The following is a 12,988-nucleotide window of genomic DNA, read 5'->3' on the forward strand; positions in this document are numbered from 1 at the left end:
GGCTGTTGCGCCGCCTGATAAAGCGTCTTGGGTTCATTCCAAAGYGGATCATYACGGACAAGCTGTGTTCTTATGGTACTGCCAAGCRAGAGGTTGCACCGGGCCTGGATCATTGGTCGCACATGGGCCTCAACAACCGTACCGAGAATAGCCATCTGCCGTTCCGCAAACGGGAAAGAGCGATGCAGGGATATCGGTCTCCGGGCGGATTACAGCGGTTTGTGGCCACCCACTCAGCCGTCCGTAATTGCTTCAGCGCCCCCGCTCACGCCGATCCGCCGCAACAATCCGATATCACCGTCTCGAGGCATTTGACGCTTGGAATGCCGTCACTCAAGTTGCTTGAAATCCGTAAATCAACATTCCCTGGTCGACCGGAAGTTAACGTGACAACACCCCCTCGGGAAGTGCACGCCTTTGAACGAAACCATCATAGTCACTCCCAAGTTGAAGCTTGGGCCGCCGATATTACAAGAGTTTTAATTCAAACAATGAGCCTCGGCAGCTTGCGGCAGAACCTTTTGGACACATATTCAGATCAAGGTAATGTGCATTTTTTTCCATTTTTGCACATTACCTTGATCTTTTAAGATCTGGCGATCAAAACGAACCCCTATTGGGACGGAGTTACAAGTAAGAACGCAGTACAATTAGGTCAGCAATTGTCTAATTTGATCAACTAGGTATTGAGCATCTTCAGTAGACATATCCCGGCCGCGAATTCGCAAGCGCAATTCTTCGGCGGTTAATTCAGCCTGAATTTCACCACCTCCAGACAGCTGGGCGGACTTCAACCGCTGAACCTGTTGTGGACGTCCACCGCGGGTCCTGTCCTGTTCAGGCTCCGGTTCTGTCTTCAAGGCAGCCTCTAACAAGGCCCATTCGGACTTCGGGTCCAAGGCCCCTGCCCCTGCCAATGCTTGACGCAACCTGGACTGCGCGCCGTCCCGCAACGCTGACGCCAGTCTAAGCCCTGCTTTTTCCGACAGGGAAACCGGGTGCTGCAAAAGATCACCCAGTGCTTCATGCACAACCGCAAAACCGCGAACTTTGGACCGCTTTGCCTTGGATGCTGCGGCAAACAACACATCGACAGCAGCCTCTGTCGATGAGAAAACCCCCTGCCCTGCGGCCAGCACGGCAATCCGCCCCCGCTCATATGGGGTCAGGTTTGAACGAAGTTCATTCTCTTCCACCATGGACACATAAGCGCCTTGGCCTGATCCGGCCTCACGAATAAATGCGGGTATTTCAGAGAACCGCGGATCTGTTTCCGCCAACCGACGAAAAGCGTCCAGTCGTCGAAAACCGGAAATCAACCCAAACCCTTCGCCGTCGCGCGTGACTTCGATCGGGGTCCGCAAACCGTTCGTGCGCAAGGATTCAAGAAGCTCAGCCATGGCTTCTTCGTCTTCGACCATACGGTCCCGGCGTAAGAAATCAGCATCAATCTGATCCAGTGACAGCATTTCCGCGACAAGCCCCGCATCCTGCGCATCTCGCCACCGGGCTGCGTCGCCTTGATCTTGGGCCAAGGCAAGACGGTCAGTAACTGCGGTCATGCCGTTCAGGGTCGCGGCCTCAGCCGCAATTTGGGCAATAGGAGGTGTCGCTGAAGACCCTTCAAATGGGCTGATGGATGGTTTCGCGGCGAAACCCACCTCAAGCTGTTCCAACTCTACAGTGTTCGGGGCGACCAGTCTTCTTCGTTTAGCCATCTGCTTTTTCTCCCATATTTGCGTCGCGCCACCAACAACCAATCAGAACTTCTTTGAACTCAGCATACGTTCGGTCGAACGTCTCACGTCCACGCACGTATGTATCCCGGTTGAAGTCCCGATAGTCTGCCTCATAGATCCCGTTGACCTGCTCACCAGCTTGCCCGACCAAAGCAGTATAGTCCTGGCGGTAGGCATTCATGAAATCCCCGAAATACGCCTGAATGACATTCGCCATATCTGTCTGCTGACTGGCGTCAAAGCGGGTAATGATCGCCCTGACAACGTCCCATTCAAATTTGAGTTCCGGCAAACCCGCCGCCCGTTGTGCCGCATTCTCTCCGTCCTCAATGCTGGCAAATGTCGTGTAGAGCATGTCAAAAAATCGACCGGTCGAATCGAACTCCAGAAATGATGCACCCAACGGGACCAACAAAATGTCCGCCGCAGCCAATGCGTTGATCGTTAGGTACCCAAGTGCAGGAGGCGTATCCAGGAAAACGATGTCGTAGTCATTCAGCACGCCCTCATCCTGAAGGAAGTTCGTAAGCCCATCCCAAAGTGGCCAACTGCGCAGCCCCATGCGCCAAACCGGAATCTGGAACTCTGCCCAGTAAAGGTTCAGCTGTGCGCCGATCAGGTCAATATTGGGCCAATGTGTTTTCTGAATAACATCGCGGGGCAGGGTCTTCAGGGCTTCTTGCAGTGTTTCGTCTAAGGGTATTTCGCTTTGTCCAGCAGCCGCCCGCACGCGGTTTTCCTCTTGTACTGCGCGTGCATAGTCCTTGGCGATCAGAGGAAACACCGTTTGCCACTCATCCGCGATGTTTCCACCAAGAATTGACGTCATGGACCCCTGACTGTCGAGGTCAATTACCAAAACCTTGTACCCATCCAGTGCTGCAGACATTGCCAAGTGTGCTGCCGTAGATGTCTTTCCCACGCCACCTTTGAAGTTGGCCACAGCGACCACCTTTGCAGGCAGACCTTCGGGGCGATATGGTACGTACTCTTTGGTACTTACGCCTTCAGCTGCAAAGTGCATACGCAGTGACAGAACTTCGTCCAATGTGAACCACTTGGATCCAGCTTCGCCCTCGCCTTGCGGCAGCTCTGGGTTTGCTTTCAGAACGCGGCGCAGATGGGCCGGCGCGACGGGAATCAGATATTTTGTAATTTCCCAAATTGAAAATCGGCGCAGGCGCTTTTCGCCGTCAGGTGCGTATCCCCGACGGGCCAGATCCTCGCGGCCCTTTGCGCAGAAGGCTGCCGCTTTTGCGAATCGCGACGTTCCGATAGGATTCGGTAACTTTGCAGCGGCTAATTCAGGATCAAGATTCAGATAGGGCGGCAGAGGAGGTTGGTTTGTTTTGGTCACTGTCGATGCCTCAGATAATGTTCGCCTTCGCGGCGTATATTGGCGAACATAGCGAACATTTCCTTACAAGGCTATCCTTAGTCAAAGAGTTTTCCCCAGAATGTCGCAACAATGCGGGGTTTCGCCACGAAACCGTTCAAAAAAGAAGAAGAACACGCAACAAAGGGTTTAGTATTTTTAGAGTATTTAGAATTTTTACCGATGAGAAACTATTTGAAAACAATAACTAAAGGCAATATGGGTGCCTAAGTTCGGTATAAAGGGAACCCGACTACAGGATCAAAGGTGCCAATATACAGGTTGCACGGGGCCAGATTTCGGTAAGAGGGGTTCCGATTCGCAGGACGCCGAAAAACCTGGCTAAACAGACCCTACTTAGGGGTCTGGATGCGTAAGATTCCCAGTACCTGACTCGTCTGATGTCGTTCGCTCTGCCCTGTTCTGGGGATAACTCAGTTCGGGACTCAATTAGGTACCCGTACACGGGATTCACACTCTCCTGTATTCGGGCACCCAAACAGGATTGATCCACAGGTACCTTTCGTGCCAGAAATATCAAAACGAGCAGCCAGGCAGAATCATGCCGGATACACAAATAGACATGGATCAACTCTCTGGGGCCCTTAGCCGGGAGACAGTCAAAAAAAACGTCGCCGCGATTCATATCAGCGGCAAGCTGACGCTGTTACAGCGTAAGCTGTCAAATGTTCTGTTGCTAAACGCCTATGATGCCCTGACATCTGCTGCGACCCATACAATTGACGCACGCACCTTGGCGATGATGGTCGGATATAATTCCAACGATTTCGATACACTGCGGGCCAGTTTGCGGGCCTTGGCAGAAACTGTAGCCGAATGGGACATGTTGGACGAACAGGGGCGGCAGGAATGGGGGGTGTCGTCTTTGTTAAGCTTCGCCAAGCTGAAAAGCGGAATTTGTGAATATGCCTATTCTCCGGCTTTGGCGCAAAAGCTTTATGACCCAAAGATCTATGCATTGATCAACGTTCAGATCCAGAGGAACTTTAGCTCAGGACATGGGCTGGCGTTATACGAAAACTGTTATCGCTTTGTACGTACCGGTTCGACTGGCTGGTGGGCGCTGGATGTGTTTCGAAAACTCATGGGGGTTGATAGCAGCGACTATTACAGCAGCTTCAAGCATCTCAACGCAAAGATTATCAAACCGGCTGTGTCAGAAGTCAACAAAAGCTCTGATATCCTGATTGAGCCCGAGTTCCGGAAAAAAGGCCGCACGGTAACGGACATAAGGTTTCTGATTAAGGGGAACCCACAGAAGGCAATGTTTGAAATTGATGACAGCGACGGCGTTCGGAATCTTCCCGTATATAGAAAGATGCGAAAACAAGGCGTGTCCGACAGGCTTGCCCGACAGTGGATTGCTGAGCATGGCGAAGACTACGTTCAGAAAAAGCTCGATTATGTAAGCGGGCAGGGGGGTGTGAAATCGACGGTGGGTTATCTGACTGCAGCCTTGCGGGAGGACTTTCAAGTCCCGGAACAGGAAGCGACGTTAGAACCAAGTCCAAAAGCCATTGAGGCAGCCCGGTTACGGGATGTGGAAAAAGCCAAAGAAGACGTAGCCTACGCGTCACGCGCTGCCGAACGTGTCGAACGATCCCGAAAGCTGGCAATTGTCGAGGAGTTGGTTTCGCGGCGAAACCCTACGCAACGGGATGCCGACAAGCGCCTGTTTATGGCGGGGTTGGATAATGACCTGGATCGAGAACATTTCCGCACGCAAGGGTGGCGATCGGGGTTGAACGCCACCGCTATATTCGATTTCTGGCAGGAGCTTGAACCTGAAGCTTTTGCATAAACACAATGGGCGGGATCAAAATCCAGCGTTTTGAAGTCAGCGGTTTTTGAGTGCTGACTTCAACGCATCACCAATCGCGCTGTTCTGCGCATTATCGCTTGATTTTGCGCGTTACGACCCTTTTGGTTTTGTGTGCCAGTATTCTTCGGGGGCTTTGTTGCGAAGTTTATTGCTGACCGAAGGGATCGCGCATTGCCTAAGGGTTAAGCGGCCAGTTCCGCGAATTGACGAAACGGTGGTCCTGTTCGACGATGTTGTTCAAGTGTTTCCTCCTAACTATCTCGATTGGGATCGGGCAGCCAAAGCCTTTCAGCATCTTGTTGACGGTGTTGATTCCCGCAGTGTTAGCACCACTTTTGGCGATAACTATCTTGCGTGGAAGGCCGTTACTTCCAGCATTTTGGCAAAAAACTTCGTGGCAGCCGGTTTGTTATCGGAATAGGATGCAAAGATCGAGCGAGCCTCGCGCCACTTCCTGGCACGCCAGCCACGGGTGCGTATTTCATCAAGCTCCCAAGCCTCGGCGCGCAAGCGCATTACTTCATCTTCGCCGGGCTGTTGCCCGGCGATCTGCTCCGCCAGCAAAGGGAATCCTTCACGCTCTTTCTGCTGTTTGCGGCGCAGTGCAACCCGCTTTCGCGATGTATCTTCGAACGAAAAGCGCTTCCACCTCTTAAACCTCATGATCGACACCGCCCTGCCAGTTGGTCCGAGTGTTTCTGAGATACTGCAGGCAGGCCACGCGCCCGACGTCGGCGTGCAACCCATTGTCGAGGGCAAAGCGATGGCGTGCCTCCCAGTCGCGCCTCCAGTCCGCAGCAAGGCGGTCATCACGATAAGCTCCTCGCCGGCGGCGGAACATCAGAGAGGCCAAACCGTGGACAATGGGTTCAATCTCGCGGTGCAAGCCGGTGTTGACCATGCCGGAAAACAGGCTTTCAAAAGTCTCACGCATGATCGCATCGCGCAATTCATCGTCGCAGGGGATAGGCAGATCTTCGGCTGTTTCTGTCAGGCAGAATAGTTCGATTTGGTCATCCGCGGTTGATTGGCTGTCATACATGGGTGTGTCTCCCTACCCTACCCGCGCGATCCTCAGGGTAACAAGATTGCATTGTTCTCCAGCAATTCAGACGAACCCGGACGAGACGGATAACAAAGACTTTTCGCCGCGTTGCCGAGGGTCGGTTACTTGAGCTGGGGTCAACTTGCATTGCACATATATATGCTTGATGCAGGCCACCTTTCGGTGATCTGCGATACTCACTGCTCTGGGTCGCGGTGAAACCGGGGTTTTCTTTTTTCAAGAAATGCGGCCATGCCTTCTTGCTGCGCGGGCAATCCGTAGAGCGCGTGATACATCTGTCGCTCATAACGTATCCCGGCTTCCAGCGTGCTGTGATCGGCCATGTTGACACAGGAACGGGCCATACTGACGATATCGGGCGCGTAACCGGCTATCTGCGCTGCCACCTCTTGCGCAGTGCCCAGCAGGGCATCCGGTTGCAAGACCCGGCTGACCAGGCCCATCTGCAGCGCCTCTTCTGCGTCGATCATCCGTCCGGTCAGGATCATGTCCATTGCCCGGGCGCGCCCGATCAGGCGGGTCAGGCGTTGCGTACCGCCGATGCCGGGGATGCAGCCGATCTTGATTTCGGGCTGGCCGAATTTTGCCGTGTCCGAGGCCAGGATGACATCGCACATCAAGGCCACTTCGCAGCCTCCGCCCAAAGCGTAACCGCTGACGGCGGCCACTTTGGGCAGGCGCAGCGCGGCGAATCTGTCCCAGCCCGCAAAGAAGTCACTGGCCTGCATGCTGGTATAGGTCTGGACCGCAAGTTCACCGATATCGGCCCCGGCGGCAAAGGCGCGGTCATTGCCGGTCAGGATCAGGCAGCCAATGTCAGGATTGGCGTCAAAGCCGGTTGCAGCGGCCAGCACCTCCTCCATCACTTGTGTGTTCAGGGCGTTCAGCTGATCGGGCCGGTTGAAGCGGATCGTTGCGACCCGCCCCTGTGTTTCGGTTTCAATCGTGTCATACATGCTCAGCTGTCCCAGATTGCGCCATAGGCGGGGATGCCCAGACTTTCCATGTCATGCACAACTTTGCGCGTCAGCTTCTGGTTCGAGATCACGATGACCGCTTCGGCCCCGCTGTCACGCACCGCCTGCAAGGCCAGCGCCGGCAGGTTCGGTTTGCCCTGCGTGTCCGTATCCCAGATCAGCGGGCTTTCGGTATGCGCCTCGATCTCGTCGACCAGCGCGTCGCCATAGGTCTTGCGCGGGCTGCGGGTAGACCAGATCAGCCGGTTGGGTACATCGCCCGCCAGCAGATGCGGCAGGATCGGCCCGATGCCGGACCCGGTGCCGACATAGACAACCTTCTTGAACAGCACCTCGATCCGGGCCACGCCGGATGCGGTAATGCCCTTGACCCAGACCTTGTCGGGTGGGTTGTCGATGAACCGTCCGGTCCAGTCGCCCGCCCGGCTGATCGCCAGTCGATAACCGGGTTCGCCCGGGTCAGGAATATTGGCAAAGGAGTGATATTCGCCAAACGGCGTATGACTGATGGCGTTGGAGCTGCCGGGAAAAGGCGTGTCGCCGTAATCGAACCGGGCGATCACCGCGTGGTTCGAGGGTTTCACGATCTCAACATCCACCCGTTTCAAGGTCAGCCAGGGGGACAGGATCGACAAGGTGATCAGACACAGCATCCAGAACGCCGGGCTGTGTAGCAGATCGCCACCCATATCCCACGTGATCGACACTGTTTGCGCCCAGAACAGCGCCAGCACGGTCCAGCCGACAAAGCGGTGGATTTTCTCGAACGTGTTGTGAAACTTGGCCCGGATGGGCCCGAGGGCCGAGATCACCATGAGCGTCATCAACAGCACCACCGTGCCGCTCAGGCCTAAGGTCAGATCGGATGGCAGCGCGGCGCCGTTCATCCGGTTTGCCACCATGGCAAACAGCAGAAAGCCGAACCAGATGGTGCCCGCTACCGTACCACCCGAATGCAGCCCGCCGAAATGGAAGACCTTGCCAGCCCCCCAGCGGATCCAGAGCGGCCACGAGGTTGGCACCCGTGTCGCCAGCCAGAACAGCGCGTTGACCACCCTTTGTTGCCGGATCAGAATGCCAAGGCTCAGGTTGATCAGTGCCATATCCGCGATGGGGCCAAGGGCATATGCCCCCTCGGACAGCCAGCGCCCGTCGCGCAACCCGAGCACGAAGACGGTAAGGTTGACCACCGCGACCAGCAGCGCCAGACGCCGGTATTCCATCAGGGCGGGGTGCCGGGTCACCCGCCGCCAGTTCTGGGCGGGGGTGTCCAGATTTGTTGAATGCGTGGTCATCAGTTCAACTCCGTGCCGGTGTCGGTGATATGGGTTTGCGCCAGTTTCAGCAGCAGACGTTTGTCCAGCTTGCCGCGCGGTGTGCGCGGCAGGATGTCCATCGGCATCACCATGGTGGGGTTACAGTAATAGGGCAGGCGGTCCGCCACTGAACGCGCCGCCCGTTTCGGGCAGGCTGTGGCGGGTGAGATGAAGCTGACCAGATTGCGGCTGTCATATTGCAGGGTCACCGCCTGCTGACAGCAAGGCGAAGTTTCGAGCGCGCCGGTCACGCTGTCCAGCTCGACCCGGAAGCCGCGCACCTTGACCAGATCGTCGACCCGCCCGAAATGTTCAAGCTCGCCGGTTCTGGTCCAGCGGCCAAGATCGCGGGTTCGAAACATCATATGGCCGGGTCGGAACGGATCGGGACGATAACGGTCAGCGGTCAGGTCCGGATTGGCCAGATACCCGGCGGTCACGCAATCGCCACCGGCCCACATCTCGCCCTTATGGCCGATTGGCAGGGGGCGCAGGTCTTCGTCCAGAATGTAGACCGTGTTGTTCGGCGTCGGACGTCCGATGGAAAGCACCGGTTTGTCGGGGTGATGCGGTTCGGCCGTGTTGATGATCGTGGTCTCGGTCGGCCCGCACGAGTTATAGAAGGTGCAGAATGATGACCATGCATCGGCCAGTGGGCGGGGGCAGGGCTCTCCGGCGACGGCGGCGACATTGACCTGCTGGCACCGGCTGTGATCCAGCGCGTTCAGGATTGATGGCGTGGCGATCAGTACATCGACCCGTTCCGCCGTTTCCTGAATGGATTTGCCACGAATGACCAGCGTGGCGCCATTAGACAGCGCGCCGAGCGTCTCCCACGCCGCCATGTCAAAGGCGATGGACAGGATCTGACCCACTTTCAGGCCCGGGCGCATGCCCAGATCGCCAGGGGCGGTCAGCAGAATATTGACCAGATTGCCATGGGTCACCTGTACGCCATTTGGCACGCCGGTTGTGCCGGAGGTGAACAGGATCATGGCCAGATCGTCTGGCCGTGCCCGGTATTGCGGCCCCGGGGCCGGGGCATCCAGCATCCGGTCGAACATAACCGTGTCAATGGTGATCAGTGTTTGATCGCTTGCGACGGGGACCCGATCGGCCAGTTCGCTGAGGCAGAGCAGAACACGCGCGCCGGTTACTTTGGCCACGTGGCGCAGGGTTTCGGCGGGCGCGACGCCGACATGTTGCGGCACATAGGCAGCCCCCAGTTTCATGACCGCGACGATACCGATCACCATCTCGACCGAGCGGTGCAGAAACAGGCACACCGCATCGCCACGCTTCACACCATGTGCGCGCAGCACGCCAGCCAGACGGTTCGACGCCTGATCCAGCGCCGCATAACTGAGGCTGTGGCTGCCGCATTCAACGGCAGCCGCGTCCGGGTTCTGTCGCAGTTGATGGCGCAGCGCGTCGGCAATCGTGGCATGGCGCGGGCTGATGCTCGGGCCCCAGCCAAAGCTTCGGAACTGCGCCTGATCCATGGGGGTAAGGCTGGACAGGGGGTTCGGCTGGCGGGGGTAGGTGATATCCGGGCGGGTAAGGGGGGTGATATTTTTCAGGGACGTAATGTTGATTTCCTGCATGACAATATCCTGTTGGTTCGGGGGTCACGCATTATTGATAATGGGAAAATTTCCCATTATTGCTCACATTCGATCACAAAATGGTCACGAAACCGTTGAATGTGTTAATGGGCGGCAAATGTTATCCGCCATAGAGCTTTAATGAGTAACGCAATGTCGACTGCACCCAAGCCACCCCTTGAAACCGCGCTGGCCGCTTTGCTGGAGCCTTTGGCGCGGGCTATGGTTGCGCATGGCGTAACGGTCGGGGCAGCGACAGAGGCGCTGAAAAAGGCATTGCTGAGCGCGGTTGAGGACAGCTCGGCCACACCGCTTAGCGACAGCAGGGCCAGTCTGCTGACCGGGTTACATCGCAAGGATGTCAAACGGTTGCGCAGCCTCAGCGACGAAACCCCGCAAAAGCGAAGTTGCAGCGCTGCCGCGCTTGTCATCAGCCATTGGGCGACGTCGCCCGAGTTTCAGGATGCGTCCGGCGATCCCCGGGAGTTGCATCGCAAAAGCGATAGGAACGGGCCGGGATTCGACGATTTGGTGCGTCTTGCGCGTATCGACATGGCACCGGGTACGGTTCTGAATACCCTGCTGGATCAGAAAATTGTCGAACAGGACGATACAGGGGTCTTGCGTCTATTAACTCATGCATTCCTGCCGTCAGGTGGCGGGGCCGAGCAGGTGGCGGCCTACCAGGCGACCTTGTCGGCGCATCTGACGGCCGCAACGCAAAACCTGCTGGCCGAATCCGGGGCCAGGCGCAACTTTGACCGCGCTGTTCGCTATTCGCACCTGTCAGACGCGTCGGTTGAAGAACTGAAAAAAACCTCGGACGAAAAGGCGCAGGCTTTGTTGCAAGAGATCAACGCGCTGGCCCGGGACCTGCAGGAGAGGGATCAGAACGGCGGCCACGCAGGCCGGTTTGCGATGGGGGCTTATGTTTTGCCGACTCCGGACAAGATCAGGGATGAGAGTGAGTAATCATGATTGTGTTTTCCCGTGTCTTGGCAACAACCCTGATCGCGCTATGGCTTGCCGTGCCAAGTCATGCACAGGAAAGTGAAGAGCGCGAAGGGGGGATCATCGGAACCGGCATTGTCGGCACGATCACCCATCTGGGCAGCGTCTATGTGAACGGTTTGCGCATTCAGACCGATGACGCGATGGCGGTGACCGGGTCCGCTCCGGCCATAACCGCCGATGAACTGCAGCCCGGCCATACGGTCGCGATTGTCGCCGCGCTTGCCGATGACGGATGGGTTGCAAGGCAGATCCGTCAAGTCCTGCCCGTTGTGGGACCGGTGACAGCCATAGCGCGTGCCGAATTGACCGTGCTGGGCACGAAGATTGATGCTGGTGAGCATGTTGCGGGCGTAAATGTGGGCGACTGGGTTGCGATCAGCGGGCTGTGGCAGGGACGGCGGGTCATTGCGTCACGGATAGAGACCCTGACCGGCACGGATCATCAAGCCCGGCTGAGCGGCACCTATCTGGGCCCGGACCTGAACGGCAACACGGTCGTCGGGGGCAGCAATGTCAGTGGGATAAGCCCCCGACATCTGCAACTGGGTGAGCTGGTCCGGGTGTTTGGTCAGCCCACACCAGACGGGATCGAGGCGACCCGGTTGGAAACCGGATTGTTCGACGCCACGGTGGGCCTCATCCAGGTTCAGGGGTATTACTCGGTGCCCAAACCCAGCGGGCTTTACACGGTTTTAGGCAGTGGTCTTGTGTCCTACACCGATCAGCCAGAGATGATCGAGCAGAGCGACCGGGTTATCCGATGCGGCCAGATGGGGCAGCTGGGCGGTTCGACCAACAACCCAGAGCAGGCCGGGATTTGGGCGGAACTGGGGTGTCATTGAGCGCCCCCATACCCGAACACGCCGTTTAGCTCGCTACAACATCCTGTTGCTGAACCCCCAGCCCTTCGGCGCCCAGTTTCAGCTTGTCGCCTGGCTTCAGGTAGGTCGGTGGGGTCTGCCCCATTCCCACGCCGGGCGGGGTGCCCGTTGAAATCACGTCGCCGGGCTGCAGCGACATGAAGTGCGACAGATACGCAACCACTCTGGCGACGCCGGAATGCATCGTCCGGGTCGAGCGGTCCTGATACCGCCGCCCGTTCACCTCAAGGTACATTGACAGGTCTTGCGGGTCGGGAATTTCATCCCGGGTGACCAGCCATGGTCCGATTGGCCCAAATGTATCCGCCGACTTGCCCTTGACCCACTGGCCTGAGCGATGCAGCTGAAAGTCGCGTTCGGATAGATCGTTCACGGCGCAATACCCGGCCACGTGATCCAGCGCGTCTTCCTCCGAGATGTATTTCGCCTCTTTGCCGATCACGACGCCCCTGCGGTGTTGTCACGTTAACTGCCGTTCGGTTGCTGATGCCCGTAATTGGACGTAGGTGACATTGATGAAGTCATCGTCGATCAGCTATAAGCGTCACCGGTTTCCTCCGCAGATTGCTTGAAAATTACGCCGCCGACAAGGTCGTCCAGGCGATGTCTGGCATCTGGATGAAGGTGTCGTGAAAATCTCAGGTCGCAAATATTGGCGATGGCGCGCGGTCGATCAGCATGGTGCCGTGCTGGACGAAATACTCCAACCGAAACGGGACAAACGGGCCGCAAAACGGCTGTTGCGCCGCCTGATAAAGCGTCTTGGGTTCATTCCAAAGTGGATCATTACGGACAAGCTGTGTTCTTATGGTACTGCCAAGCGAGAGGTTGCACCGGGCCTGGATCATTGGTCGCACATGGGCCTCAACAACCGTACCGAGAATAGCCATCTGCCGTTCCGCAAACGGGAAAGAGCGATGCAGGGATATCGGTCTCCGGGCGGATTACAGCGGTTTGTGGCCACCCACTCAGCCGTCCGTAATTGCTTCAGCGCCCCCGCTCACGCCGATCCGCCGCAACAATCCGATATCACCGTCTCGAGGCATTTGACGCTTGGAATGCCGTCACTCAAGTTGCTTGAAATCCGTAAATCAACATTCCCTGGTCGACCGGAAGTTAACGTGACAACACCCCCTCGGGAAGTGCGCGCCTTTAAAGGAGATCATGAGCTGG

9 protein-coding genes and 4 pseudogenes are annotated in these 12,988 nt (G+C 57.0%); 5 read left to right on the forward strand and 8 right to left on the reverse strand.

Annotated elements, in window-relative coordinates:
- Positions 1–346 (forward strand): annotated as a pseudogene (locus JT51_RS21680) (DDE-type integrase/transposase/recombinase); the annotation flags it as partial.
- Positions 347–650: 304 nt separating this feature from the next.
- Here the strand turns inward: JT51_RS21680 and JT51_RS20925 are convergent.
- A complete protein-coding gene (locus tag JT51_RS20925) occupies positions 651–1,718 on the reverse strand; it encodes a ParB/RepB/Spo0J family partition protein (RefSeq protein ID WP_037317823.1) in 1,068 nt (355 codons plus the stop codon).
- Entirely contained in the window at positions 1,711–3,096 is a 1,386-nt protein-coding gene (locus tag JT51_RS20930) for an AAA family ATPase (RefSeq protein ID WP_037317826.1), read from the reverse strand. The genes JT51_RS20925 and JT51_RS20930 overlap by 8 nt, the downstream gene beginning before the upstream one ends.
- Before the next feature lie 580 nt (positions 3,097–3,676).
- Here JT51_RS20930 and JT51_RS20935 point away from each other — a divergent pair.
- The gene (locus JT51_RS20935; RefSeq protein WP_037317829.1) at positions 3,677–4,936 is read left to right on the forward strand and encodes a replication initiation protein; all 1,260 of its coding nucleotides are present in this window, start codon (positions 3,677–3,679) and stop codon (positions 4,934–4,936) included.
- Between the two features lie 205 nt (positions 4,937–5,141).
- Here JT51_RS20935 and JT51_RS21915 read toward each other — a convergent pair.
- The 5 genes and pseudogenes from JT51_RS21915 to JT51_RS20960 all read right to left on the reverse strand — a co-directional run.
- A pseudogene (locus JT51_RS21915) lies at positions 5,142–5,374 on the reverse strand (IS6 family transposase); the annotation flags it as partial.
- A gap of 235 nt (positions 5,375–5,609) precedes the next feature.
- Complete coding sequence (locus tag JT51_RS20945; protein ID WP_037317832.1) at positions 5,610–5,999, reverse strand: hypothetical protein; 390 nt, start codon at positions 5,997–5,999, stop codon at positions 5,610–5,612.
- 200 nt (positions 6,000–6,199) lie between these two features.
- A complete protein-coding gene (locus JT51_RS20950; protein WP_037317835.1) occupies positions 6,200–6,979 on the reverse strand; it encodes an enoyl-CoA hydratase-related protein in 780 nt (259 codons plus the stop codon).
- 2 nt (positions 6,980–6,981) lie between these two features.
- On the reverse strand, positions 6,982–8,295 hold the full coding sequence (locus JT51_RS20955; protein ID WP_051927691.1) for a hypothetical protein: 1,314 nt from the start codon (positions 8,293–8,295) through the stop codon (positions 6,982–6,984).
- Complete coding sequence (locus JT51_RS20960; protein WP_037317838.1) at positions 8,295–9,920, reverse strand: amino acid adenylation domain-containing protein; 1,626 nt, start codon at positions 9,918–9,920, stop codon at positions 8,295–8,297. The genes JT51_RS20955 and JT51_RS20960 overlap by 1 nt, the downstream gene beginning before the upstream one ends.
- A gap of 153 nt (positions 9,921–10,073) precedes the next feature.
- On the opposite strand from JT51_RS20960, the gene JT51_RS20965 reads away from it, so the two are divergent.
- Positions 10,074–10,892, forward strand: a complete 819-nt coding sequence (locus JT51_RS20965; protein WP_037317841.1) for a DUF6502 family protein — start codon at positions 10,074–10,076, stop codon at positions 10,890–10,892.
- A gap of 2 nt (positions 10,893–10,894) precedes the next feature.
- On the forward strand, positions 10,895–11,776 hold the full coding sequence (locus JT51_RS20970; RefSeq protein ID WP_051927692.1) for a DUF5666 domain-containing protein: 882 nt from the start codon (positions 10,895–10,897) through the stop codon (positions 11,774–11,776).
- Between the two features lie 25 nt (positions 11,777–11,801).
- Here JT51_RS20970 and JT51_RS20975 read toward each other — a convergent pair.
- A pseudogene (locus JT51_RS20975) lies at positions 11,802–12,263 on the reverse strand (fumarylacetoacetate hydrolase family protein); the annotation flags it as partial.
- 67 nt (positions 12,264–12,330) lie between these two features.
- On the opposite strand from JT51_RS20975, the pseudogene JT51_RS21685 reads away from it, so the two are divergent.
- A pseudogene (locus JT51_RS21685) lies at positions 12,331–12,896 on the forward strand (IS6 family transposase).
- Positions 12,897–12,988 lie beyond the last annotated feature (92 nt).

This window comes from Ruegeria halocynthiae, assembly GCF_000743705.1.
GTDB classification, from domain to species: domain Bacteria; phylum Pseudomonadota; class Alphaproteobacteria; order Rhodobacterales; family Rhodobacteraceae; genus Ruegeria; species Ruegeria halocynthiae_B.

Bases quoted from the DNA above. Each gene is read 5' to 3' on its own strand.
- JT51_RS20970 (WP_051927692.1), top strand. From the start codon at position 10,895: ATGATTGTGTTTTCCCGTGTCTTGGCAACAACCCTGATCGCGCTATGG.
- JT51_RS20955 (WP_051927691.1), bottom strand. From the start codon at position 8,295: ATGACCACGCATTCAACAAATCTGGACACCCCCGCCCAGAACTGGCGG.
- JT51_RS20945 (WP_037317832.1), bottom strand. From the start codon at position 5,999: ATGTATGACAGCCAATCAACCGCGGATGACCAAATCGAACTATTCTGC.
- JT51_RS20925 (WP_037317823.1), bottom strand. From the start codon at position 1,718: ATGGCTAAACGAAGAAGACTGGTCGCCCCGAACACTGTAGAGTTGGAA.
- JT51_RS20960 (WP_037317838.1), bottom strand. From the start codon at position 9,920: ATGCAGGAAATCAACATTACGTCCCTGAAAAATATCACCCCCCTTACC.
- JT51_RS20935 (WP_037317829.1), top strand. From the start codon at position 3,677: ATGCCGGATACACAAATAGACATGGATCAACTCTCTGGGGCCCTTAGC.
- JT51_RS20950 (WP_037317835.1), bottom strand. From the start codon at position 6,979: ATGTATGACACGATTGAAACCGAAACACAGGGGCGGGTCGCAACGATC.
- JT51_RS20965 (WP_037317841.1), top strand. From the start codon at position 10,074: ATGTCGACTGCACCCAAGCCACCCCTTGAAACCGCGCTGGCCGCTTTG.